The 25236-nt window shown below is 66.0% G+C and carries 16 protein-coding genes and 2 tRNA genes; 8 read left to right on the top strand and 10 right to left on the bottom strand.

Translation table 11 applies throughout. The annotated features are described in order from the left end of the window. Positions 1-19 precede the first annotated feature (19 nt). A complete protein-coding gene (locus ABE454_RS01730) occupies positions 20-2761 on the top strand; it encodes a valine--tRNA ligase (protein ID WP_346528401.1) in 2742 nt (913 codons plus the stop codon). Between the two features lie 13 nt (positions 2762-2774). After that, on the top strand, positions 2775-3500 hold the full coding sequence (locus ABE454_RS01725) for a TlyA family RNA methyltransferase (protein ID WP_346528399.1): 726 nt from the start codon (positions 2775-2777) through the stop codon (positions 3498-3500). Between the two features lie 73 nt (positions 3501-3573). Here the strand turns inward: ABE454_RS01725 and ABE454_RS01720 are convergent, their stop codons facing one another. Next, positions 3574-4242 carry a glycine zipper 2TM domain-containing protein gene (locus tag ABE454_RS01720; RefSeq protein WP_346528397.1) on the bottom strand — a complete coding sequence of 223 codons (669 nt, stop codon included), beginning with the start codon at positions 4240-4242 and terminating at the stop codon, positions 3574-3576. Between the two features lie 157 nt (positions 4243-4399). On the opposite strand from ABE454_RS01720, the gene ABE454_RS01715 reads away from it, so the two are divergent. Continuing rightward, positions 4400-5641 carry a class I SAM-dependent RNA methyltransferase gene (locus ABE454_RS01715; RefSeq protein WP_346528511.1) on the top strand — a complete coding sequence of 414 codons (1242 nt, stop codon included), beginning with the start codon at positions 4400-4402 and terminating at the stop codon, positions 5639-5641. Here the strand turns inward: ABE454_RS01715 and ABE454_RS01710 are convergent, their stop codons facing one another. The 4 genes from ABE454_RS01710 to ABE454_RS01695 form a co-directional block, all read right to left on the bottom strand. Next, complete coding sequence (locus ABE454_RS01710) at positions 5642-6718, bottom strand: PA0069 family radical SAM protein (protein WP_346528395.1); 1077 nt, start codon at positions 6716-6718, stop codon at positions 5642-5644. Positions 6719-6802: 84 nt separating this feature from the next. Then, positions 6803-11041 carry a translocation/assembly module TamB domain-containing protein gene (locus ABE454_RS01705; RefSeq protein WP_346528393.1) on the bottom strand — a complete coding sequence of 1413 codons (4239 nt, stop codon included), beginning with the start codon at positions 11039-11041 and terminating at the stop codon, positions 6803-6805. After that, a complete protein-coding gene (locus ABE454_RS01700) occupies positions 11038-12684 on the bottom strand; it encodes an autotransporter assembly complex protein TamA (protein WP_346528391.1) in 1647 nt (548 codons plus the stop codon). The genes ABE454_RS01705 and ABE454_RS01700 overlap by 4 nt, the downstream gene beginning before the upstream one ends. Before the next feature lie 197 nt (positions 12685-12881). Continuing rightward, positions 12882-13139, bottom strand: coding sequence for a hypothetical protein (locus tag ABE454_RS01695; protein ID WP_346528389.1), 258 nt, complete (start codon positions 13137-13139; stop codon positions 12882-12884). A gap of 245 nt (positions 13140-13384) precedes the next feature. On the opposite strand from ABE454_RS01695, the gene ABE454_RS01690 reads away from it, so the two are divergent. The 4 genes from ABE454_RS01690 to ABE454_RS01675 all read left to right on the top strand — a co-directional run bounded on the left by ABE454_RS01690 (position 13385) and on the right by ABE454_RS01675 (position 18527). Beyond that, positions 13385-13461 (top strand) — tRNA-Lys (locus tag ABE454_RS01690). 359 nt (positions 13462-13820) lie between these two features. Continuing rightward, positions 13821-15155, top strand: a complete 1335-nt coding sequence (locus ABE454_RS01685; protein WP_346528387.1) for a metal-dependent hydrolase family protein — start codon at positions 13821-13823, stop codon at positions 15153-15155. A 252-nt stretch (positions 15156-15407) separates the two neighbouring features. Continuing rightward, positions 15408-17666 (top strand): TonB-dependent receptor, encoded by a 2259-nt coding sequence (locus ABE454_RS01680; protein WP_346528385.1) that lies wholly within the window; start codon positions 15408-15410, stop codon positions 17664-17666. A gap of 96 nt (positions 17667-17762) precedes the next feature. Then, positions 17763-18527 carry a TetR/AcrR family transcriptional regulator gene (locus tag ABE454_RS01675; protein WP_346528384.1) on the top strand — a complete coding sequence of 255 codons (765 nt, stop codon included), beginning with the start codon at positions 17763-17765 and terminating at the stop codon, positions 18525-18527. A gap of 13 nt (positions 18528-18540) precedes the next feature. On the opposite strand, the gene ABE454_RS01670 is transcribed toward ABE454_RS01675, so the two are convergent. The 3 genes from ABE454_RS01670 to ABE454_RS01660 are packed head-to-tail and all read right to left on the bottom strand — an operon-like array spanning position 18541 to position 22021. After that, positions 18541-19911, bottom strand: a complete 1371-nt coding sequence (locus ABE454_RS01670) for an MFS transporter (protein ID WP_346528382.1) — start codon at positions 19909-19911, stop codon at positions 18541-18543. Beyond that, a complete protein-coding gene (locus ABE454_RS01665) occupies positions 19911-21545 on the bottom strand; it encodes a class I adenylate-forming enzyme family protein (protein WP_346528381.1) in 1635 nt (544 codons plus the stop codon). The genes ABE454_RS01670 and ABE454_RS01665 overlap by 1 nt, the downstream gene beginning before the upstream one ends. Next, positions 21545-22021: a MaoC/PaaZ C-terminal domain-containing protein gene (locus ABE454_RS01660; RefSeq protein ID WP_346528379.1), complete on the bottom strand. Its 477-nt coding sequence runs from the start codon at positions 22019-22021 to the stop codon at positions 21545-21547. Before ABE454_RS01660 ends, ABE454_RS01665 begins: the two co-directional genes overlap by 1 nt. 263 nt (positions 22022-22284) lie before the next feature. Between ABE454_RS01660 and ABE454_RS01655 the strand changes: the two genes are divergently transcribed. Beyond that, positions 22285-22359, top strand: a tRNA-Val gene (locus tag ABE454_RS01655). Positions 22360-22414: 55 nt separating this feature from the next. Here the strand turns inward: ABE454_RS01655 and ABE454_RS01650 are convergent. Next, complete coding sequence (locus tag ABE454_RS01650) at positions 22415-22909, bottom strand: Csu type fimbrial protein (protein WP_346528377.1); 495 nt, start codon at positions 22907-22909, stop codon at positions 22415-22417. Next, on the bottom strand, positions 22906-25230 hold the full coding sequence (locus ABE454_RS01645; RefSeq protein WP_346528375.1) for a fimbria/pilus outer membrane usher protein: 2325 nt from the start codon (positions 25228-25230) through the stop codon (positions 22906-22908). The genes ABE454_RS01650 and ABE454_RS01645 overlap by 4 nt, the downstream gene beginning before the upstream one ends. Between the last annotated feature and the right edge of the window lie 6 nt (positions 25231-25236).

Below are 25236 nucleotides of genomic sequence, written 5' to 3'. Positions count from 1 at the left end.
CCGGGGAAACGAGATGACCATGCTTGAGAAGACGTTCGAACCCAAGGCCGCCGAGCCGCGCATCTACGCCCAGTGGGAGGACAGCGGCCTGTTCGCCCCGCGCGCGGCCAAGCCGACCGACGGCGCCGCCGATGCCTATTCGATCGTCATTCCGCCGCCGAACGTAACGGGCAGCCTGCATATCGGCCACGCTCTGAACAACACGCTTCAGGACATTCTGGCCCGCTATCACCGCATGAAGGGCAAGGCGGTCCTGTGGTTGCCGGGCACCGACCACGCGGGCATCGCCACCCAGATGGTGGTCGAGCGCAAGCTGGCGGCGGAGGGCAACATCGGCCGCCGCGACATGGGCCGCGACGCCTTCATCGAAAAGGTGTGGGAGTGGAAGGCCGAATCCGGCGGGACCATCGTGCGCCAGTTGCGCCGTCTGGGCTCGTCCTGCGACTGGTCGCGCGAACGCTTTACGCTGGATGAGGGGCTGAACGCCGCCGTCCGTAAGGTCTTCGTGCAACTGCACAAGGACGGCCTGATCTATCGCGACAAGCGTCTGGTGAACTGGGACCCGCATTTCCAGACCGCCATCAGCGACCTTGAGGTCGAGCAGAAAGAGGTCGACGGGGCCTATTGGCATTTCGCTTATCGCCTGTCGGACGGCGTGACCTATGAGCATCCGATCGCCTTCGACGAGGACGGCAAGGCGACCGAGTTCGAGACGCGCGACTTCATCGTCGTCGCCACGACCCGGCCGGAGACCATGCTGGGCGACACCGGCGTGGCCGTTCACCCCGAGGACGAGCGTTACAAGGGCCTGGTGGGCCGGTTCGTCACCCTGCCGATCACCGGCCGCCGTATTCCGATTGTCGCCGACGACTATGCCGACCCGACCAAGGGCTCGGGCGCAGTGAAGATTACGCCTGCCCATGATTTCAATGACTTTGGCGTTGGAAAGCGTGCAGGACTTGAAGCCCTGAACATCATGGACGCCTTCGGCCGCATCACCGCCGCCGACACGCCCGACGTGCCCGCTGAATACGAGGGCATGGACCGCTTCGCGGCGCGCAAAGCCATCGTCGCCCGCGCTGAAGAAGAAGGCTGGCTGCGCGAGATCGAGAAGACCAAGCACATGGTCCCGCACGGCGACCGCTCGGGCGTCGTCATCGAGCCGTGGATGACGGACCAGTGGTACGTCGACGCCAAAGTCATGGCCCAGCCTGCCCTGAAGGCGGTCGAGGACGGCGCCACCGTCTTCGAGCCGAAGTCCTATGAGAAGATCTATTTCGAGTGGCTGCGCAACATCGAACCGTGGTGCATTTCGCGCCAGCTGTGGTGGGGCCACCGCATCCCCGCCTGGTACGGCCCGAACGGCGAGATCTACGTCGCCGAAACGGAAGAGGACGCCCGCGAACAGGCATTGTCGGACTATGATTCCGAGGTGGTGCTGACCCAGGACGAGGACGTTCTGGACACCTGGTTCAGTTCCGCCCTGTGGCCATTCTCGACCATGGGCTGGCCGGAAAAGACCGAGGATCTGGAGCGCTTCTATCCGACCAGCGATCTGGTGACGGCGGCGGACATCATCTTCTTCTGGGTCGCCCGGATGATGATGATGGGCCTGCACTTCATGGACGGCGAAGTTCCCTTCAAGCGCGTCATCATCAACGGTCTGGTCTGCGACGGGAAGGGCCAGAAGATGTCGAAGTCCAAGGGCAACGTCATCGACCCGTTGAACATTATCGACGAACTGGGCGCCGACCCCCTGCGCTTCACCATGGCCATCCTGTCGGGTACGCGCGACATCAAACTGTCGAAACAGCGCATTGAAGGTTATCGCAATTTCGGCACCAAGCTGTGGAACGCCGCCCGCTTCAGCCAGATGAACGAGGCGCGCCGTGTCGAGGGTTTCGACCCCGCAGGCGTGCAGCAGACGATCAACCGCTGGATTCGCGGCGAACTGACCAAGGCCGAGCGGCAGGTGTCGGACGCCATCGAAGGCGGCCGTTTCGACGATGCGGCGGGCGCGCTTTACCGCTTCATCTGGAACGTCTTCTGCGACTGGTATCTGGAGCTGGCCAAGCCGGTGTTCAACGGCGCCGATGAAGCCGCCAAGGCCGAGACCCGCGCCATGACCGCCTGGACCATCGACCAGACGTTGAAGCTGCTGCACCCGGTCATGCCCTACATTACCGAGGAGCTGTGGGCCGAGTTGGGCAAGGAGGGCCCGGCTCGCGACGGTCTACTGATGGGCGAAACCTGGCCTGTGCTGCCGGATGCCTTCGTCGATGCTTCGGCCGAGGCTGAGATCGGCTGGCTGGTCGATTTGATCGGTGAAATCCGCGCTCTGCGGGCTGAGATGAACGTGCCGCCATCGGCCAAGCCGCCGCTGGCCTTCGTCTCGCCGGACGCCGCCACGGCTGAACGCATCGCGCGCCATCGCGACTTGATCCTGACCCTGGGACGGGTGTCCGAGGTCGCCGTTGCCGAGGCCGCGCCCGCCGGGGCCGTGACCTTCGTCTCGGGCGGGGCGACGGTCGCGCTGTCGCTGGCCGGGATCATCGATCTGGCGGCCGAACGCGCGCGTCTGGAGAAGGAGATCGCCGCCTTCGACGCCGACATCGGCCATGTGAACAAGAAGCTGGGCAACCCCAACTTCGTCGCCCGCGCCGCCGCCGAGGTGGTCGAGGAACAGCGCGCCAAACTGGCCGAGGCGGAGGAGGGCAAGGCCCGCCTTCAGGGCGCGCTCAAGCGGCTGGAAGCCCTGTAAGGACTCTCAGGCCGTGAGGATCGACCAGCTTCTCGTCGCGCGGGGCGTCTTCGACAGTCGCGCCCGCGCCCGCGCCGCCATTGAGGCGGGGCTGGTGACGGCGGATGGCCGCACGGTCGCCAAGCCGTCGGAAAAAGTCGCCGAGGACGCCCTCATCGAGGCTGAGGCCGCCCATCGCTGGGTCGGGCGCGGCGCGCTGAAGCTGGAGCGGGCGCTGGACCTGTGGCCGGTTGCGGTCAAGGGGCGCGCGGTGCTGGATGTCGGCGCCTCGACCGGAGGCTTCACCGAGGTCTGTCTGGATCGCGGGGCGGCGCAGGTCTTCGCCGTCGACGTCGGCACGGGCCAGCTTCACCCGACAGTCGCCGTCGATCCCCGCGTGATGAATCTGGAAAAGACGGACGCCCGCGACCTGACGCCCGCCATCATCACCGAGGCGCCGTCGCTGATTGTCTGCGACGCCAGCTTCATCAGTCTGGCGAAGGTGCTGCCCGCCGCGCTTGATCTGGTGGCGCCGGGAGCGGATCTGATCACTCTGGTGAAACCTCAGTTCGAGGCGGACGGCCCCAAATCGGTCGGCAAGAAGGGGGTGGTCAAGGACCCTGAAGCTCATGCCGCAGCCGTGGCGCGGGTGCGGGAATGGCTGGTGCTGAGCGGCTGGACCGTACGCGAGGTCGCCGACAGTCCGATCACCGGCGGCGACGGCAATGTCGAGTTCCTGCTCTGGGCGCAAAAGGCCTGAGCCTGAAAGATTAGAGGGCCGCCGGTGATCCGGCGGCCCTCTTCACATCGTCGATTGACAGGGGGGCTGAAACTTAATCGACGACGCGATAACGGCCCGATTGGTCCATGCAGGTGCGCACATAGCGCGTCTCCATGCGACCGTCGGGAAGACGGATGTTGCTCTCGGCCAGGCGGCACTGATCGGCGTCGCGCGGCGCGGAAGCGCGGGTGTCGGAATAGTCCCGGTAATAGTCGTAACCATCGCGGCGGTCGTCGTAGCGACGGTCGTAGTCATAGTTGCGGTTATCGTATCCGCGATTGTCATAGCCGCGGTTGTCGTAGCCATAGGCCGGCGGGACATAGGTTCCGGAATAGGCCGAGGTCGGATAGCGCGCGTCGCGGCGATAGTTGCTGTCGCAGGCGGCCGAGCTGTTGCCCACGCCCGCGCCGATCGCGGCGCCCAGCACGCCGCCCAGGGCGCTGCCCTCGGTGCGGCGACCACGCGCGGCCATCTGTGAGCCGGCCACGGCGCCGATCGCGGCGCCCAGCAGGCCGCCGGTCGTGGCGCGCTGACGCTGATCGCGGGCGCAGGGATCGTAATAGGTCCCCTGGCTGTAACCGCCGTTTCCATAGCCATAGGCGGGCGGATAGTCATAGCCATAGCTCTGGGCCGAGGCGACGCCGGGCAGGGCGACAGCGGAGGCGCAGGCCAGAACGGCGATGGCGGCGGCCGAAGCTTTTTTCGAGATGAGAGCGATCATCGTGTTTTATCCTTCGACAGAAGATGTTCCTGAACGGGTCAGGCCGCTGTCTGTTGCAGCCATGAATAGGGGTGTGAAGCTGAACGGCTTTTGATCGGCCCGTTCATCTTCGTTCATGTTTCGGTTTTTATGCCGAAACGGCTAGAAGCCGCCCATGATGCAGACGCTGACCATATCCCGCATGGGCCATCAGGGCGATGGAATCGCCGACACCGCAGACGGCTCCGTCTTCGTGCCGGGCGCCCTGCCGGGCGAGGTGGTCGCCGCAGAGGTCCACGACGGCCGCGCCGGGCCTTTCGACCTGATTGAGGCCAGCCCCGACCGGCGCCCAATCCATTCGCAGACCTATGCCGAATGCGGCGTCGCGCCGCTGCAGCACTGGGCCGAGGAACCCTATCTGGCGTGGAAGCGCGAGGTGGTGATCCAGACCCTGTCACGCGAAGGGCTGGAGACCGAAGTCGAGGCGACCGTGGCCACGCCGCTGGCTGCCAGACGCCGACTGGCGCTGCACGCCCGCAAGGGGCCGGACGGCCGCGTCATTCTGGGCTTCAAGGCGCGCAAGTCGTGGCGGGTGGTCGAACTGACGGATTGCCCGCTGTCCGACCCGCGCCTGACGGCGGCGCTGCCTGCGCTGGCAAGGGTTGCAGAGCCTTTTCTGGGGCATCCCAAATCAGCGCCGACCCTGCACGTCACGGCGACCGACGCGGGGCTGGATGTCGATGTGACAGGCGTGGAGAAGCGTTCGGGCGGGCTGAACGGCGATCAACTGGCCATGGCCATTGCGGCGGCGGCCGAGGCGGATCTGGCGCGGCTCAGTCTGGATGGCGATACGCTGGTCATGGCGCGCCAGCCGCGCGTGCGGTTCGGGCGCGCGTCTGTGCCGCTTCCCCCTGGCGGTTTCCTTCAGGCGTCGCCCGTCGCCGAGGCGGCCATGGTCGAGCGTGCGGTGCAGGCGGTGCGGGGCGCCAAGAAGGTCGCCGACCTGTTCTGCGGCGGAGGCACATTCACCTTTCCTCTGGCCGAGGTCGCAAGCGTGACGGCCGCTGATTCCGCCGCGTCCTCCATCGCCGCCCTGAAGGCAGGCCTCGGCACGGCGCAGGGGCTGAAGGGAATCGAGGCTCAGGCGCGCGATCTTTTCCGGCGTCCGCTGTCGCCCTTCGACCTGAAGGGATGCGAGGCCATCGTCATGGACCCGCCGCGCGCGGGCGCGCTGGAGCAGACGCAGCAGCTGCCGGGCACGAAGGCATCAATCATTGTCGGCGTATCGTGCAATCCCCAGACCTTCGCCCGCGACGCGCGCGTTCTGGTCAACGCCGGTTTCCGGCTGGAGCAGGTCACGCCGATTGACCAGTTCATCTGGTCGACGCACATCGAACTGGTCGGCGTATTCAGGCGTTGATCAGCAGGCCAGGTCGAATAGTTCCAGTTGCGGCCGGGCGTCGGCGGGAACGCGGAAGCGGCTGACGTCCAGCGCCGGACGCGGCGCATCCAGACCATAGCGTTTGATCGCCGCCTTGAAGCGCGTGGCGATCAGTTCGGCCACCGGGCCGGTTCCCTTCATGCGCTGTGACCAGTCGGGGTCGTAATCCTTGCCGCCCCGCGTCTGGCGGATCAGGGACATGACCCGCGCCGCGCGCTCGGGGCGGGCGTCGGCCAGCCATTCGCGGAAGAGATCCTTGATCTCCAGCGGCAGCCGTAGCGTCACATACATGGCCGAGGTCGCGCCCGCCTTCTGCGCCGCTTCAAGCACAGCCTCCAGCTCATGATCGTTCAGGCCCGGAATGACCGGCGCGAAGCCGACGCCGACCGGGCATCCGGCCTCGGCCAGACGGCTGATCGCCTCAAGCCGCTTGGCGGGTGTTGAGGCGCGCGGCTCCATCGCCCGCGCCAGCCTGCGGTCCAGGGTGGTGATGGAGACATAGGCCGAGGCCAACCCCTGTCGTCCCATGTCGCCCAGAATGTCGGCGTCACGCGCGATCAGCACCGACTTGGTGATGATGCTGAACGGCTGATTGAAACGCTGCATGACCTCAAGGATCGAGCGGGTCGAACGGGTGTTGCGTTCAACCGGCTGATAGGGGTCGGTGTTGCCGCCTATGTGGATGCGCCGGCAGACGTATCGCGGTTTTGAGAGCTCCCGTTCCAGCAGACGCGCGGCGTCCGGCTTGAAGAAGATCCGGCTCTCGAAATCCAGGCCCGGGGATAGGCCCATCCAGGCATGGGACGGACGGGCGTAACAGTAGATGCAGCCATGTTCGCAGCCCTTGTAGGGGTTGATGGAGCGATCGAAGCCGACGTCGGGACTTGTATTACGGGCGATGATGGTGCGGGCGTGTTCCGGGGACAGGGTGGTGCGAAGCGGGGCGGCCGCCTCGTCCTGATCTGTCCAGCCGTCGTCCCAGTCCTCGCGCTGGTCGGCTTCATACCGGCCCGAGGCGTTGGAACGGGCGCCGCGTCCATTGATCGCCTTGTTCATGGCCGCATGATGCGGAACGGTCTAGAACAAAGCAAGAACAAAATGGGCGAAAAACAACCCGGCGATCAGGCCGGGTTGTCTGTTCTAGCGTCGCGCGGAGGCGTTGGGCCTGCGGTCACGTCGGTCGCCGCCCGGGCGGGGGCCTTCGCGACGCCAGCGGACCGACAGGGCGGTGTCGCCTTCGCCGCCGAACTGGGAGGTGACGGCCAGGTTGCGGCGGACCTGCCACTCGACCTTGACCGCCGCGCTGCGCTCGGCGCCGCCGATGACCTCAAGATAGATGTCGTCGGTGATGTAGCGGCCGCCGGCGACGGTCAGGCTGGACGCCTCGCCGCTGAATGATAGTCGGTCCAGCCCGGCCAGCTCGCGCAGGTTGCCGACCACGTCGAAGCCGCCGCCGCCCGCCAGGGACGCCACGGCCGAGGCCAGTTGCGCCGCCTCGAACGGCGACAGCTGCGCCGCCGACCGGCCGAACAGCACCCGCGACAGGATTTCATCCTGCGGCAGTTCCGGCTTGGACGTCAGCTCGATCTTCGGCGAGGCGGCCGTGCCCGTGACCTTGATGACGGCGGTCAGGGCGGGGTCCTCGCGCACGGCCTCCAGATTCAGGCGGATCCGCGCCGGATCGGTCGACAGGGTGACCGATCCACGGTCGTCAAACACGAAACGCTTGCCCGAGAACTCATAGTCGCCGCGCACCACATTGGCCGTGCCGCTCAGCTCGGGCTGGGCGATGGTTCCGCGCACGCGGGCGTCGGCGCGCAGTTCGACGTTCAGCCCGCGTCCGCGTAGATAGATTTCGCGGCCGGTCAGGTTGATGTTGAGGCCGATCTGCGGGCCGCCCTTGGCCTTCTTCTCGACCTCGACCGGGTCGCCGCCGGGACGGTTGATCTCGACCACGTCCATTTTGACGATGCCGGTTGAGCCGGGCATGTCGGGCGAGATCTGGGCTTCGTCGATGTTCACGTCGCCGGTCAGCTGGATGTTGCCGTCCGCGCCGCGCACGGCGGTCAGGCGGCCGTTGGCGCGGGCCTTGGCCAGATCATTGTCGATGACCCGGAACCGCGTCAGCTCCAGCCGCAGGGTCGAGGGCGAACCCTCGCGCAGGCCCAGATCGCCGCTGCCCGACACCTCGCCCTTCTGGCCGTCGGTGGCCTGGAAGCGTTCGATGACGGCCTGACTGTCGTTGAAGCGGCTGGCCAGGGTCACGTTTTCGAGGCGCAGGCCGGTCATGCTGTCGCGGAAAGCGCCCTCGTTCAGGTCCAGACGGCCGTTGAGGCGCGGCGCGTTCAGGGTGCCGGCGATGCTCGCCTGACCATTGACCTGACCCGACAGCGACTGGGCGCCGCCCAGGAACAGGTCCCAGATCGGCTGGACCTGACCGCGGATGGACACCTGACCCGACAGGTCGCGGGTCCGGGCGATGGCCAGACGCAAGGGGGCGGCCGAAGTCTCGACCGGCAGGGTGACGTCCGCCGAGGCCTGAACCGTCGTGCCGTTCCGCGCCTGAGCCTGCAGGCGCAGGGTGTCGCCGCTGAGGTCGGCGTTCAGCGCGCCGTCGACCGCCAGACCGCTGGGCGCGTCCAGACTGCGCAGTCGCCTCAGATCGACATTGGCCGATCCGCTCAGGCTGTCGCCCTGACCCTGCAGGGACAGGCGGCCCGTCACCTGACCGCGCAGGTCGGGGACGAGTGAGCCCATTTCGACATTGTTCAGGTCGGCCTGGATGACGCTGCCCTTGCTGTCCTGCTTCAGTTCGCCGGTCAGGAAGCCGCCGCCGACGCCCAGATCCACACGGGCCACGCGGCCGTCGCCGTTCAGAGCGAAGACAGCAGGCGCGCGGGTGGTGAAGGCGATGTCGCGCACACGACCGCCGCCGCGCAGGGTCAGGCTGTGCGCCTCGTTCTGGCGGGCGTATTCGCCCGAGCCGTTGAACTGCACCGGATTTTCGCCGCCCACATCGGCGGCCAGGGTGAAGGGCAGGCGGTCCAGCGTGCCCTGACCCTTCAGCGACAGGTTGCGCAGGGTCCAGTCCTGACCGGTCAGGCGTATGTTGCGGCCTGTGACGTCCAGCACGGCGGTCTGATCGCCCGCGCCTTCAGTCAGGCGCACGCGGCCGTTGGCCTCGCCCGTGGCCAGGAAGGCGCCCTGACGCGCCGTGAAGGTCAGATCGGCGCTGGAGGGGAAGTTGTTCGACAGGGCGACGTCGCCCTGGGCCGTGATCCCGCCCGCGTTCACGTCCACGTCCGAAAGGCGCAGACGCGGCCCGCCCAGGAAGAAGTTCCCCGAGGCGCGCGCCGGTCCATAGTTGGAGCCGGAGTTCAGCACCACCCGCCCGTCAGAGGCGTCGGCGCCCTTGCGGAAGCTGAGGATCAGATCGGCCTTGGTCAGGATCAGTCCGCCCGCCTCGACCTTGTCGAAGGCGGCGCGCAGGTCGGCGCGCGGCTGGGCCAGGGTGCCGGTCAGGGCGCCGTCGCCCGACATGGCGCCGTCGATGGCGACGGGGCCGACGCCGAATGGCCCGTGGGCGTTCCAGTTCAGGGCCAGCCGCATCTTGGCGCCCTCGATCAGGCCCTTGGCGCCGGCGCGTCCGGCCGCGCCTGTCAGCTCGCCGCGATCAATGGAGATGACGTTGTTGTTCAGCGACCCGGCCAACTGAAGGCGCGGGGCGGCGCCCAGCAGGCGGTCCAGCTCTTCCATGCCGATGGCCATGCGCGAGCCGCGACCGTCGAAGCTGAGGGTCCAGGGCGCGCCCGTTTTGGCCGATGCGGCGCGGATCGGGCCGCCGAAGGCGCCGCGCGCGCCCGGCTGGATGCGCGACAGGTCGGTCAGGTCGGCGCGGCCGTTGAAGTTCAGCCCGCCGTTCAGCGTGCGTCCGCCCGATCCGGTCAGGGTCAGGCCCTGTCCGCGCGCGTCGATCTTCTTCAGCAGCATGGCGCCGTCGGCCATGCGGGTGCCTTCCAACTGGATGCGCGGGGCGGCGCCCAGCAGGCCGCCGATGATGCCCGCAGATGAGCCTCCGGCCGCCTGAACGTCCGTCGTCACATCGATGCGGCCCTTGTTGGCGGCGATGTTCACCGGGCCTGAGATTCGCGTCGCGCGATAGGAGGCGATGTCGGCCTGTTGCAGGCTGGCCGACCCCTGCAGGGTCCAGACATTGGCGTCGCCCTTGAACACGCCCGTATAGGCGGCGGGACCGGCGATGGGGCTGCCTACCAGACGGCTGAGCGAGGGGGTCTTCACCTCCAGGCTGACGCCTTCAGGAGCGGTGTTGTCCGTTGTGCGGATCAGGCCGCGCGCGCTGGATTCGATATTGTCGGCATACAGGCGCCAGGCCACGCCCTGATAGTCTTCACGCCTGGCGTCCGGCGTCATGGCGAAGCCGAAGCGCGCCGTGCGGCCGATGCGCTCGATAAAGGGCTCCAGCAGGTCCGAGCCCGAGAAGTCGGCATAGCCCGACACGCGGGCGCCCTTGTCGCCATAGGTCCCCTTGACCAGCAGGGGACGGAACTGGCCGGTCTGGACCGCCACGTCCACGACCTCGCCATTGACCACAGCGACGGCCGAGAACGGCTGGTTCGGCGAATAGCCCAGGGCCCCGGCGATGGGGCCGCCCTGGGCTTCATTGGCGCGCAGGTTGACGCGCAGGTCGGCGGGCTTGTCGCCGAAAGCGGCGGCGAGGCGCAGATAGTCGCCCTTGCGGTTCAGGCTGTAGGCGTTGACGTTGGCCTGTTTGACGCCCTTGCGCGGAATGGCGGCGTCGCCGCTGAGGGTCCAGCGGCCGTATTCCTTGGAGAAGTCCTCCATCAGCTCGATATTGGCGCTGAAGCGGTCGACATTGATGTCGATGGGCTGCGGCCCGCCCGGTTCGCCCGGCGGCTCCAGTTCCGGGCGGCGCAGGACGCGGATCTGGCCCGCGCTGATGTCCTTGGCGTGGAAACGGCGGCCCAGCAGCGGCCAGTAGGACCAGTCGACGTGGATGTCGCTGGCTTCCAGCCAGACGCCCTTTTCATCGGTCACGGTGACGCGCTTCAGGCGGAAATCGCTGAACAGGTCGCCCTGAAGCCCCTCGACATTGATGCGGCCGTAACGGCTGATCTTCTTTCCGGCGACAAAGCTGGTGACCAGGTTGCGCCCGGAATCGGACAGCAGATACATCCGCCCGCCCACCGTCAGCACGATCACCAGCGCCAGCAGGCCCGCGACGATCATTCCGCCGATGAAGGCGGCCATCTGCAGGCGCGTGCGTTTGCGCTTCGCCTTTTTGGCTGGCGTTTCGGCGGCGTCTGCGCCCGTTTCGTGAGGCGGAGGTGTGTCGGTCAAAACGCCTGGCCGATGCTGAGATAGAGCTGGAATTCGGAGTCGCCCTCACGCTTGTTCAGCGGGAAGGCGATGTCGGCGCGCACGGGGCCGAACGGCAGTTTGTAACGCACGCCGACGCCCGCGCCATAGCGCATGTTGTTCAGGTTCGGCGTCGCCTGAAAGCCCACGGCGCCGCCGTCGACAAAGGCTACGGCCTGGAATTTCTCACCGATGTCGCGCCGCACTTCAAACGACGACTCGAACAGCGACAGACCGCCGCGCGGGCGGTTGTTGGGCAGGCGCGGGTTGATGCTCTGATAGGAATAGCCGCGCACTGAGCCGCCGCCGCCGGAATAGAACAGACGATCCGACGGCACCGTCAGTTCCTCGCCGCCGATGATGGAGCCGATGCGCACCCGACCGGCCAGCACCGTCTTGGCGTCTGCGCCGACCGGGCGATAGGTCGTCGCCATGCCGTCTGTGCGCAGGAACACCACCGTGTCCTCGCCCGTCACCGCCGTCGGCTGGGTCGACAGCGACAGTCGATAGCCGTGCGTCGGGTTCAGCGGATCATTGGTGCGATCCATGAAGGCGCTGCCGCGCAGGGTGACGATGGCCAGATCGCGGTCAAAGGTGATCGGCGCCTGGCTGACCGGATCATAGCGGTGCTCTTTATAACGGCCCGCATCGACGCCGACGCCATAGCTGAACCAGGACGTCTTGCCCAAGCGTTGTGACAGGTCCGCCGCCAGGGTCAGGGCGTTGCGGTCATAGGCGTCGGTCTGTTCGTTGACGATATAGGACGACAGCTTCAGCGTGCGGCCCGGCTTGCGCCAGTGAGGCTGGGACCACTCGCCGCCGATACGGCTGTCGATGCTGGCGATCCGCGCGCCGTAACGCAGGGTGTCGGCGCGCCCGAACCGGTTGTAGCGCGTGCGGAAGATATCGACGCCGATGCCTTCATAGGTCGAATAGGAGGCACCGGCCTCCAGCAGGCTGACCGGACGATCGGCCAGGCTGACCACGACCGGACGCAGCCCGTCCGGGCGCGTGTCGTCCAGCGGCGACAGGGAGACGCTGACCGAGTCATAGACGCCGGTGTCCTGAAGCCGCCGCTCCAGTTCGGCGACATCCTCGGGATCATAGCGGTCGCCTTCCTTCCAAGGGACCAGACCCATGACCCAGTTCTCGCGGCTGGGCCCGCGTGTGCGCAACTGGATGCCGTTCAGTCGGACCAGTTCGCCCGAGGCGATGTTGAAGCCCGGCTCCACCAGATATGTGGCGTGATCGACGACGACCCGGCGGGGCAGGGCGACTGCGTCCGCATAGCCGCGACGGCTCAGATCGGCGACGATCCGACCTTCGGCCTCCAGTATGTTGGCGGCGCGGCCGGGTTCGCCGGGCTCCAGGCGGATATCTTCTATGACGGCGCTGCTGGTCTCGGCGTCCGGCGCGGGCGCGCTCCAGTTAACTGAGGTTTCCCCCAGCAGGAAGCGGCGGCCGGGCGTGATCTGAACGGCGGCAACGGGCTTGTCGTCGCCCTCGACCAGTTCCTCGACCTCGGCCTGATAATAGCCTTCGGACCGCAACAGGGCCTGAGCCGAGGTCAGCGCCGCATGGGCGCGGCGCCGCGCTTCGAACCGGTTGGACGGCGCGCCGTCCACATCACCGATCGCCTGCTGGAGCTGACGTTTCAGATCGCCGTCTACTTCACCGCGAATCTGCGCACGGGGTTCAGCGGCGGCCTGGCTTGCAAGAGCGCATAAGGCTGCGCCAGCAAGAAGGAGGGGAAGCCTCGACGTCAAATCCGGACCCTGGTTGCGTGACGATCTCGGGCGCTTAGTCCCGTTCGCCGGAGGAATCAGTAAAACAGCGTATCGCTTTCGGGCTGGACTGTCTGTTCTGATGAGCGCTGGTCGGGCGGCAGGGCCTCGACGGGCGTGACAGGCGCGGGCGCGGCCGGGGTTTCGGCGACGACCGGCGCGGCGGCGTCTTCGGCGGCAGGCGCCTCGACGGGGGCGGGGGCCTCTACCGGCTCGGGCTCGCTGTAGGGCTGTTCGCAGGCGGCCAGAAAGCCGGTGGCGCACAGGGCGGCGCCGATCAGGATTCGATTCAACATGGGTCGGTTCATGATGTGGCCCCCTCTTGAGGGCTGGAAACGTCGGGAAGACACGCCGGTTCCCCCATTGCGGGCATTTAACTGATCGATGTGAACCCGGAGTGAATCGACAGGGTGAAGGCGCTTTGCAGAGGCTTTTCCGTCTGGCGAGAGTGTTGTTTTCACGCTGGAAAATTTACTGAAATTTCCTCTTGCCCGCCGCGGAACCCATCCGTATGTTCCGCGCCTCTTCGCAAACGCGATGTGCGCCCCTAGCTCAGTTGGTTAGAGCATCTGACTTTTAATCAGAGGGTCCCCGGTTCGAGCCCGGGGGGGCGTACCACTTCCTTTCAACGGGTTAGCAGGAAGACCTGCTGAAACCGGCGAAGCCATATCACAGCTCATATGACATTTCGCGTTTATGGCGGTGCTGGTCTGCTGCGCGACAGGTCTGCGACCGGCGACGGCATTTGCGTCCTGCGTTTTTTGCAGCTGTATCCTGCGAATTCCTTCTGCCCTGTGGATTCCGCCTAGCGTAACTGTTCTTATCGTCAGAGCTGCGGCGCGCGCCGCGTGATGGATGAGGATGGGCCTGTGAAAACCTGGTTCGGTGGAGTCTCACGGACGCGCAGTCTGCATCATGGTGCGACTTGCGCCTGTCACAGTCCGCAGGCGCAGAAACTACTGGCGCGTATGGAAGGAATGTCGCGGCGCGCGGTTCTGGCGGGCGCGACGGCGGGGTTCGCTGCGGCCGGGCTGCCAGCCTTTGCGCAGGACGCCGCCAAACCGCGTCTGCTGACCAATGTCCGGATTTTCGACGGCGCCAGCACCCGCCTGATCGAGGGGCGCAATGTCTTGATCGTCGGCGACCGCATTCAGGCGCTTGTTCCAGCGGGCGAGGCGGTGGCGGACGCCGATGTGGTCGATTGCGGCGGGCGCGTTCTGATGCCGGGCATGATCGATGCGCACTGGCACACCATGCTGGTCGGCATTTCCCAGATGGCGGCGATGACCGCCGACATTCCCTATCTGCATCTGGTCGCCGCTCAGGAAGCCGAGCGGACTCTGATGCGCGGGTTTACGACCGTGCGCGACATGGGCGGGCCCAGCTTTGCGTTGAAGCGGGCGATTGACGAGGGGCGTTTCGCCGGGCCGCGCATCTATCCTTCGGGCGCGATGATTTCCCAGACGTCGGGTCATGGCGATTTCCGCATGCGGACGGATCTGCCGCGCACCGCGCAGAGCCCTCTCAGTGTCGGCGAGCAGGCGGGCATCGCCGCCATTGCAGACGGCGAGGCCGAGGTGCTGCGCCGGGTGCGCGAGCAACTGATGCTGGGCGCCAGCCAGATCAAGATTCATGCGGGCGGCGGCGTCGCCTCGACCTATGATCCGGTCGATGCGCTGCAGTATTCCGAAGCGGAAATGAAGGCGGCCGTGTCGGCGGCGACGGACTGGGGCGTCTATGTCTGCGCTCACACCTATACGCCGGGGGGCATCCAGCGAGCCCTCGCCGCGGGCGTGAAGTCCATCGAGCACGGCCAGTTGGCGGACGAGGAAACGGTGCGCCGCATGGCCGACGCCGGGGCCTGGTGGAGCATTCAGCCCTTCCTGGCCGATGAAGACGCCAATGTTTACGCCTCGGCCGAGCAGCGCGCCCAGCAGCAGGCGATTGCTCAGGGCACGGCCATGGCGGTCGAGTGGGGCCGCAAGCACAAGGTGAAGATGGCGCTGGGCACCGATATCCTGTTCAGCCCCAAGGGGGCGACGACGCAGGGACGGCAACTGGCCAAGTTCGCGCGCTGGTATGGCGACGCCGAGGTGCTTCGTCTGCTGACGGGCGGCAACGCCGGTATCCTGAACCTGTCCGGGCCGCGCAATCCCTATCCGGCCGGGCTGGGGCGGATCGCGCCTAGCGCCTATGCGGACCTTCTGGTGGTCGAGGGCGATCCGCTGACCGATATCTCGATCATCGCTGACCCGGATCGCAACATGAGGCTGATCATGAAGGGCGGGCGGGTTCACAAGAATACGCTGTAACGGCGGGCAGGGGCGGGACCGCTGAGGCCTGTCCCTGCATGGTTTTTCAAAAAAGCGGCGGCGTGTGTCTTTTGTGCCGATACACTTTTCGCGTGTCGATCAATAGCTTATGGATTCCATCCGTCAGGTTGATCGGCGGGCCTGTATTCCAACCTGTCGGTTGCATTGACAGCAATAGTCGGATGAGGCGTATATGAATCTGGCCTCATATTTAATTCTAACGATAGTCAGAGGCGTTTTAGGGGAAGAAGCGTGAACAAGACCAGCCTGTTCGGAGCCGTATGCACTGTGGCGATCGCCTTTGCCGCGAATGCCCAGGCACAGACCGCCCAAGTTCAGCCGGACGCCGCCTCTGATGTCGCAACAGTTGGCGACATTGTCGTGACGGCGCGTCACCGCGCACAGAATCTGCAGGACGTGCCGATCTCCATTACAGCCTATTCGGGCGAAAATCTCGACCGGATGAATGTGAATAACGTTTTGGAATTAAGCGGTCTGGCGCCGGGTCTTCAGGTCCACGGCGGCGATTCGTCCGTTGCGCCCAAGGTCTATATCCGCGGCGTCGGTTCGAACGACTTCAACCCCACCAACCCCAGCCCGACCGCCGTCTATGTGGATGGGGTGATCCGCGGCTCGTCGATCATGCAGCTGGATTCCTTCTTCGACCTGTCGCAGGTCGAGGTGCTGCGCGGGCCGCAGGGCACGCTGTTCGGCCGCAACACCACGGGCGGCGCCCTGAACATCACCAGCCGTCGTCCGACCGACTATTACACGGCTGACCTGACCGCCCGTTATGGCTCGCGCGAGCGGCTGGAGCTGGAAGGCGGCGTCGGCGGCCCGGTGATCGAGGACGTTCTGGCCTTCCGCGCGGCGGCCAACTACGTCCGCGACGACGGCTATACGAAGAACCGCCTGACCGGCCACAACGTCAACGACGCCGACCGCTGGGCCGCGCGGATGTCGCTGCTCTATACGCCCAACGACCGGGTCGAGGTTCTGGCCCACGTCGGCGGCGGCAACAGCCGCAACGGCGCCCTGCAGGGGCAGGCGAGGGGGCTGATCCCCCATACGGCCGAGGCGACGGGGGCTGACGGCTGGTGCCTGCCGGCCTTCTACGGCACCTCGGCCTGCACTGATGCGTTGGGCTATGTCGACACGGACGGCGATCCCTATGCGGGCGACTATTCGATGGAAGGCCGCGACCGGCTGAAGCTGTTCAACGCCGACGTCACCACCACGGTCGATCTGGGCCAGCTGTCGCTGGTGTCGGTCACCGGCTTCGTCAGCGCCCGTCACCGCGACGACGAGAATACGGATTCAGGCCCGAATAATCTGATCAAGGGCTTCTACCGCGTCGATCAGGACCAGTTCACCCAGGAGTTCCGCCTGCAGTCCAACAGCGGCGGCCGCTTCGACTGGGTCGCAGGCGTCTTCTACATGAACGACAGCCTGAAGTCGGACAACACCTTCGAGATCGGGCTTGATCTGCTGAACACCCTGCCGGACCCGATGACCGGCGTCGCGATGGGCGTGGGCAGCGTCTATTATCCGCACGATCTGAAGACCGAGAGCTACGCTGTCTTCGGTGAGGTCGACTACAAGCTGACCGACCGTCTGTCGCTGGTCGCGGGCCTGCGCTGGTCGCGCGACGACAAGACCATGGACTATCACAGCCGCTTCACCGAGGCGGGCGTGACCCTGGTCGATTTCCACGGCTCCAAGTCGTTCGAGAGCATCTCGGGTCGCGCCGTCTTGAACTATGACATCAGCGACAACTCGCGCGCCTATGTCAGCTACAACCGCGGCTACAAGAGCGGCGGCTTTGCGGGCGGCATGATCACGGACGTGCAGGATCTGGGTCCGTATGACGATGAAGTGCTGAACGCCTATGAGATTGGCTTCAAGAGCGAGCTGTTCGGGCGTCGCGCGCGCCTGAACGCGGCGGCCTTCTACTACGACTATCAGGATCTGCAGGTTTACAGCTACGTCGTGCGCGGCCCGACCAGCGTGCCGATCCTCGACAACGCCTCGGACGCCGTCATCAAGGGCGCCGAAATCGAGCTGACCGTCGCGCCGATGAAGGGGCTGGACATCTCGCTGGGCGCCGCCGTTCTGGACAGCGAATACAAGAACTACATCTCGGTCGGAGAGGACTTCTCGGGCAACCGCCTGCCGACTGCGCCTGAGTTCACCTTCAACGGGGCTGTGTCGTATCAGCACAGCCTGGCGGACAAGGGCGACCTGCTGATGACCCTGTCGGGGTCGTATCGCTCTAAGTTCTACTTCAGCTCGGGCAACGTCGAGCGGCTCAGCCAGGACGGCTACTGGACCGTCAACGGCGAGCTGGGCTGGGCGCTGCCGGACGGCAAGACCGAGGTCGGCCTGTGGGCGCGCAACCTGACGGACGAAGTCTATCAGCGCGGCATCGTCAATCTGGAGGCCCTGGGCATGGACCGGGTGTCGATGGGCGAGCCCCGCTCCGCTGGCGTCTATCTTCGTTTGCGTTACTAAGGGGGCTGGCGGCGCCGGATGCTATCCGGCGTCGCCCCTACTTGATCGAAACGGCGGGCTGGGGCGTGATCCGACCTCGTCGAAGACGGGGCGTTGATGGAACTGCAGAGCTACTCCTCCTATCTGGCAGCCGAACTGCGGGACAATCCGCCCCGGCTCAAGGGACAGCGCACGCGTGCGCGTCTTCTGCTGTCAGCGGCGCAGGTGCTGGAAGAGCGCGGCTATCACGCCATGCGCGTGGGCGACATCACCGCCCAGGCCGAGGTGGCCGAAGGCTCCTTCTACGTCTACTTCAAGGATAAGGTCGAGATTTCGGGAGAGGCGCTGAACCGCTTCTTCGACGACTATGTGGCCAAGGCGATGACGCTGGCCACGGGCGATACGCCCTTTGCGCGGATCCGCTCGACCAACCGTCTGTGGTTCCGCGTCTGCCGCGAGAACCCGGGCCTGATGAAGTGCGTCTTCCAGGTCGGCGACTATGTTCCCGAGTTCCTGCAGATCACCCAGAAGATCAACCGCCGCTGGGCCGAGGCCGTGGCCGAAAGCATCCAGCGGCGCCGCGCCGATGACGACCCGGACGCCGTGCGTCTGGCGGGCTATATGCTGGTCGCCATGGCCGATGAGATCGCCCGCAAGATGATCGTTCTGCCCGACGAATCCTTCATCGAGGTGCTGGCGCGCATCGGCGCTGACGCCGATGACATCCTGGCCGACGCCGTGACCGTGGTCTGGCACCAGCTGGCCTATGGCGACGCGCCGATCAACGACTATACCGGGGGCGAGGCCCTGCCCGAGGCGGCCCTTCGGCTGGCGGGCTTCCTGTCGCGTTCCTCGCGCCCGGCGGCCGGAAGCGCCGCCTGAGGCGGCGGCCGCCCTACAGCGGTCGGCCCTGACGGCGACGCAGCCGGTCCAGCATCAGCATCAGCGGCGCGCTGCACGCCAGCATCAGGGCCGGCCCCGCCGCGAACAGCAGGGGAATGGCCTTCAGCGCCGACTCAGGCTGTGCCTGCCCGCCGGACACATAGCCCGCCAGTCCCAGCAGGACGCCCGCCGCAGCGCCGCCCAGCGCCAGCCCCAGCTTCTCGCCAGACACCCACACCGCCGTCAGCAGGCCCAGATTGGCCTCGGCCTCGTTCTGATCGCGAGCGGCGACGACGCTGGGCATCAGGGCGAAGGGCAGGACGTAGCACCCTGCCTGACCCAGTCCCGCCAGCGCGGCCACGACCGTCGCCAGCGCCACATCGCCCGGTCCGCACAGCACATAGCCCAGCGTGGCCAGTGCATAGGCTCCGGCGGCGCCGATGGCGGCGCGCGTCGCACCCCAGCGGTCGGCGATCTTGACCCACAGGGGCATGGCCGCGACCTGAACGATCGCTCCAGCCACGAACAGCTGGGCCAGCACGCCGGATGACGCCTGAATCTGATAGGTGACGGCATAGGGCATCATCGCCGACTGGGCGCCCATGGCGACCGTCTGGAAGGCGTAGCCGATCCACAGGAAGCGATAGGCCGGATTGCCCAGCGTCGCGCGCACCCCGGCGGCCAGCGCCTTGACCGGCTTCAGCGGCGTGCCGAAATCCCGGCTGCGGTCCTGCAGTTTCCACACCGCGCGCAGCGATCCCAGCAGGGCGCCGCCCGCCATCAGCGCCAGCAACAGGCCCATGACGGCATAGCCGGGCCTTCCGCCGCCCGCCATGTCGACCAGCAGGGGCGAGACGCCGCCCGCGATCATCAGGCCGACGGCCAGAAAGCCCACGCGCCAGGCGACGACGCGGGTTCGGTCCTGCTGGCGCCGGGAAATCTCGCCGGGCATGGCGGCATAGGGAATCGAGAAAAGGGCATAGGCCGTCGTCGCCGCCATATAGGCCGCCATCACCCAGACCACGGCCCCGAACCCGGTCAGATGCGTCGGCGGGGCGAACATGGCCGCAAAGCCCAGCGGAAACAGGGCCGCGCCCGCCGCCATCAGGGGCCAGCGCCGTCCCATCCGGCCGCGCAGCCGATCCGACATCAGGCCGACGACAGGGTCGAACACCACCTCCCAGATCTTGGGCAGCATCAGCACCAGACCCGCCGTCGCCGCCGGCACCGCCAGGGTATCGGTCAGGAAGTAGAGCAGCAGCAACTGCGGCGTGATCAGGAAACAGGCCAGCCCGATATTGGCCAGTCCATATCCGGCCAGCAGGCGCGGGCGCAGGGGCTTGTCCCGCCCCATGGCGTTCGTCGTCTCGACAGCGGCGTCCATCAGTCCTCCAGCGCCAGACGGCGCAGGGCCATCTTGTCTGCCTTGCCGACCGGCAGGCGCGGCAGGTCCGGCGCGATCACGAAGCGTTTGGGAATTTTATAGTTGGCCAGACGATGGCGGCAATGGGCCTGAAGCTGCGCCTCGTCAACGGTGCCGCGGGCGATGACGAAGGCGACGCCGACCTCGCCCCAGACCGGATCGGCGATCCCCACCACGGCGGCCTCGGTGATGGCGGGATGCGCTTCAAGGGCCATCTCGATCTCGCGCGGATACACATTATAGCCGCCGGACTTGTACATCTCCTTCAGGCGGCCGGTGATGCGCAGGCGGCCGTCCTCCAGCCAGGCCCCGACGTCGCCGGTGCGGAACCAGCCGTCCTTGGTGAAGGCTTCGGCCGTCGCGTCGGGCCGGTTCCAGTAGCCGAGGAACAGCGACGGTCCCCTGGCTTCGATCTCGCCGTCCACGCCGGGGTTCTGCACCAGCGCCCCGTTTTCGGCGCGCAGCCGGACCTCATAATGGCGCGTCGGAAGGCCGACCGAGGCCGTGGCGAAGGCGATGTCGTTCTCGCCCTGCACGGTCATGTCGCCGGTGGCGGTGATGGGGCCGCAGGATTCCGTCAGCCCATAGTTGGTGCCCATGCAGGTCGCGACGGGCATCAGCGCCTTGATTGTCGACGCAGGCATGGCGGCGCCGCCCCAGAACACCCGCCGCACCGCCGACAGGTCCGCCTGGGCAAAGGCCGGGTGAGCCACCGTCATTTCAAACACGGACGGCACCGTGCCCCACAGGGTCACGCCCTCGGCTGTCATGGCGTTCAGGCCCGCCTCGACGTCGAACTGCTCCATGAAGGCCAGCTTGCCGCCGTTGACCAGCACCAGGGCGCTGATGTCCCCGACACAGCCGATGTGATTGATCGGCAGATAGTTCAGCATGCACAGCGGTTCGCCGCGCATGGTTTCGCCCTGTTCGAGCGCGGGCAGGATCAGCCCTTCATGATGCAGGACGGCGCCCTTCGGCTTGCCCGTGCTGCCCGAGGTATAGACGATCAGGCAGGGATCGCGCGTCGTGACCGACGCCCTGCGCTCCGCCAGCATTTCATCCGTGACGGCCGCGCCCTGGGCTACATAGGCGCCGAGCGGCAGGTGGGCGCGGGCGTCCAGTTCGTCTTCGCCGATCAGCACCAGGTCGGCCGAGGATTCGGCGGCCAGCGCTTCCAGCTCCTTGACGTAATCCCGCTCCGCCACCCGGCGGCGGCCGATGATCAGCGACGGCGAACAGTCGCGCACCACATAGGCCAGTTCTTCATGACGATAGCGCGGGTTCAGTCCGACCCAGATCGCGCCGATCGACGCCGTCGCCAGGAAGACGGTCAGAAAGTCGGGGGAGGGGGGCGCCAGCATGGCGACCCGGTCGCCCCTGTTGATGCCCGCCTCGATCATGGCGCGGGCCAGGGCGTCGACATTCTCCGCCAGTTCAGCCCAGGTCAGGACCTGCCCGTCCAGGCTTGCCGCCGGAGCATCGGGCGTCCGTTCGGCATACCAGGCGGGATAGTCGGAAATCAGCGTCAGCAGCGGGGCTTCTCCTGCCGCCGACGTCTTCATGGAAGGCATCAACCGCTGCTGGACGCTGGACATCAGGCCCTCTCTTCCATCGCGCTGTCAGGCACCCAGACGCTGAGCCAGGTAGCCACCAGGGCAGGCCGCTCGCGACCCTCGATCTCGACAACGGCGTCCATCGAGCGGCGCACGCGCCCGGCTTCGTCCGTATGCTCCGGTCCCTTGACGAAACGGCCGCGCACGCGGCTGCCCGTCGGCACCGGCGCCACCAGACGCATACGGTCAAATCCGTAGTTCAGGAAGTAGCCGCCGGCAGGTTTGAAGTTCCCGCCTGCGCCCTCGATGGCGTTGGCGGCCAGATGGGTCAGCAACGACACCGTCAGGAATCCGAACGCGATCGTTCCGCGATAGGGCGTGTTTTCCTTCGCCCACGCCGGATCATTGTGGAACGGGTCGTTGTCCAGCGTCGCACGACCGAAGTCGTCGATCATGGTCTGCGTCACCTCGACCCAGTCCGAAACCAATTCCTGAGTCTGATCGACCGGCTGAACCATTACTGAACTCCCCCAAAAATTGAAGATGATCTCATATTCACACATTATACGGGCGGCGCAAGGCTTGGTTTGCCCCTGTATGAAGCCGGGTTGGGCGCGGGAGGCCAGCCCTGTGAACCGTAATGAGGCGGCTGATTGCGAAAGCGTCGTTGGATTTCAGGATCTTCTTGTGAGGATCGCCCATTTGGGCTTGCGTGGGTCGAAGGGCCACGCTATGTCCCCGCCTCCCGACGGCGCAGTCACTGACCGCCCCGTTCCAGAGCGGACGCGTAGCTCAGCGGGAGAGCACCTCGTTCACACCGAGGGGGTCACAGGTTCAATCCCTGTCGCGTCCACCATTTCTTTCACTATCGAATGTCGGAAAGCCTTTTGCGGCCTGCGCTGTGCGTTGGGTCAATAGGCGACGGTCGCTATGATTGTGTCTGTATAGGCGCCGGGAGGCACATTCTGGCCGGTGGGAATGCGACCGTAGACGGTGAATGCTCTGTGATGATTGAGGACGCCGATAACCCGTCCGGTCGTCGTTTGGCTCTGGCCTGAGCCGTCGCCCCAAATCTGGTTTAGAGCGGATGAGTTGTAGAGGTTGTACGTCAGGCTTGAAGCGCCGTGTGACATTCGGCGTTCTGAGAAACTGCCGCTGTCACCGGGGCTGAGGCTAATCTCATAGGTGGTGGTGACCGTGATTGTGAAGGTGCAGTTGACGGTCACTGTTCCAGTGGCCTCATTCGGCGCAGCGGAAAAAGGATCATAGGTTCCGAAGGCGACGCCTGTCGCCGACACGCTGCATGTGCAGAACGCCAGCGGGGGACATGCGGCCTCAGCCTCTTTTCCGAAGGCGAGTGTGCAGCAGGCTGCCACCAGCAGCATCAGGATCCAAAGACGCGTCATGGCCGCTCTCCTTTTGGATGGCAGGTAACTGGGCCCGCCTGCGGCAGGATTTCCGCTGATGGAAGGGCGGGGACCACTGCAATGCAGACGCCGTGAGGGCGATGGACTTCCAGCATCAGGCCCTCGCGTATGGGGGCCAGGAAGACTTCGCCGTCATAGCCGACAAAGGTGGATGCGTTTTGCGTCTGAACGGTTGATCCCGCTTCGACGGCGCGCCCATCGGGCAGGCGCAGAAGCACGCTCCCGCTCCTGTCGCGGGCAAGGTCGAAGCGCGCCAGAACGCCGCCTCTGTATGGCGGCGTGACGACCAGGGCGTCACTCTGCATCCTTATGTCAACCGGCAGGTCGCTGATCGCCAGGCTGATGCGGTTGTTGTCAAAGGCGCGCAATCCGGTGACGATCATTCGCCCTGCGGTGTTGGTGCGGCCGACAGGGCGGTTGTCCTGATAGATGCGCACGCCGGAATGGCCCGGCGTTTCTACGATTGCGAAGCCTTCATCGATCCGGCGTGACAGGTGCACGCCATCCCGTGTCAGAATCAGGCCGCCGCTGCCCCACAGTCTGGCGCCCGTCTTATCGTCATCCAGATGCACGGCCTGGGCGACGATCTGGCCGGGCCTGCCGACCCATGTCGCTTCGATCTCTTGCCGTTTCAGGTCGCCGGTGCTGACGGATGTTCGATAGCCCCAGCCCTGATCTGTTGGCGGGTTACGTCTGTATTCGGCCATGGCGACCCGATGGTCGACGCGGGCATAGGCGCTGCTGCGATCGCCCAGCGCGACGGTCAGGCCGACGCCCGCCAGGGTCTCTGACCTGTCTCCCGCCTCGCTATACAGGGTGAAGACGTTCACAAAGGCGCGTGCGCCAAGCGGAATGGCGTAGTTGGCGGATGTGACCTTGGTGGGCTGTCTGTCGCCTCGCTCCAGCGCGATGAAGGCTATGCCCAGGGAGCCATGCCGACCCACGGAAAAGCTCGTTGAAATCGAGACCTGTTCCAGGATCTGCTCTGCCTTTGTGCGCACGCCGATTTGAGCAAAGGATGAACCGGCGTGCATATAAGAGGCCGATACGTTCCAGTTCGGCGAGATGTGGCTGAAATAGGCGCGCGCCATTGCGCCGCCGCCGTGATTTCCGTTCGACGCCGCCGCAGCAAGGCCGAACTCGCCCAATGCAGGCCATACGGCGCTGAACCCCGCACCGAAGTTCTGGACGTCGCCACTGACTTCGCCGCGCGTTTCCAGGGTCAATCGTTCAGTCAGACCGCGCCTGTAGGAGCCGGCGAAGAACGCTGTGCCGTAGTTGAAGCTTTCGATCGCATACTGTCGACGTTCTGCGCCGATCTCGATGGAATAGTCGCTTAACCCCGGTCTCAGCAGGCGCGAGCTGACATAGTAGGGCGTTGTTACGCGATGCTCATTGCCCAGGGCGTCACCTACGACCAGCGTCACTTCCCCGGCGCCTGTGATCAGAGGAAGGTGGCTCAGGGTGAACGGGCCGGGGTTCACGTCAGACCGGAACCGCAAGGCGTTGTTCATGTACAGTTCGACGTTTGACGGCAACGCGGTCCGTCCTTCGAAAACAGGCGACGGAAAGGTCGCCAGTCCCGGTTGAAGCCCGAAATCCGTGCCGTATCTTATGCCGCCGAAACGGATCGGTCGGCTCCACTCCGTCGCGCGGGTCACGGTGTCGCCCAGCACGAGGCGCGTAAGATGGGCCGGATCGTCCCGTATGTAATAGGTGTCCAGCCGTCGCGCCCGTGCCGGTCGATCGCCTGAATCGCCCACGGTCATCGTATTGACGAACAGGCCCGCCCTGCTTGACGCGCCCATTTCCAGAAAAGCAGAAGCCTTTCCCGCGCCTGGCATCGTTCCCAGCGCCACATCATAGTTGATGAAGGCTGCCGTCGCCGACGGCGACAGAGAGCGCACACGCCCGGTCTGCGCGTCGAGAAACGTCGGCTCGAACAGTTCTGCAGGCGCGGTCAACCGCAGTAATTGAGCGGCATCGTCGATAGAGACGCTCAGCCCAGGCAGGGCGGCCAGTGAGACCAGTCCGTGCCCCTCCAGGGTCAGGGCGACGTCCGGTCGGGTTCGGATGCGCCATTCCTCAAGATCGGTCACCCGCGCATAGAGGAGGCCGTCGCGGCGCAGGAAGACATAGGGTCTGGACCGTGGCTGCCCGTTCAACACGACGCCGAGCAGCAGCATTTCGTCCGCGGGGGCGAGGCTGTCTGACGGTCGTGGCGGCGGCTTTTCCTCAGCGGCTGCAGCCGAGCCGATGGAGAGAAACGCAAGCACGATATTGGCGTACGTTCCCCTCATGATTCT

The sequence above is a fragment of the Brevundimonas diminuta genome (assembly GCF_039673845.1).
In the GTDB taxonomy this organism is placed as follows: domain Bacteria; phylum Pseudomonadota; class Alphaproteobacteria; order Caulobacterales; family Caulobacteraceae; genus Brevundimonas; species Brevundimonas diminuta_E.
Note: the sequence above shows the minus strand (reverse complement) of the source record. Positions and strands in the feature narration are given on the sequence as shown.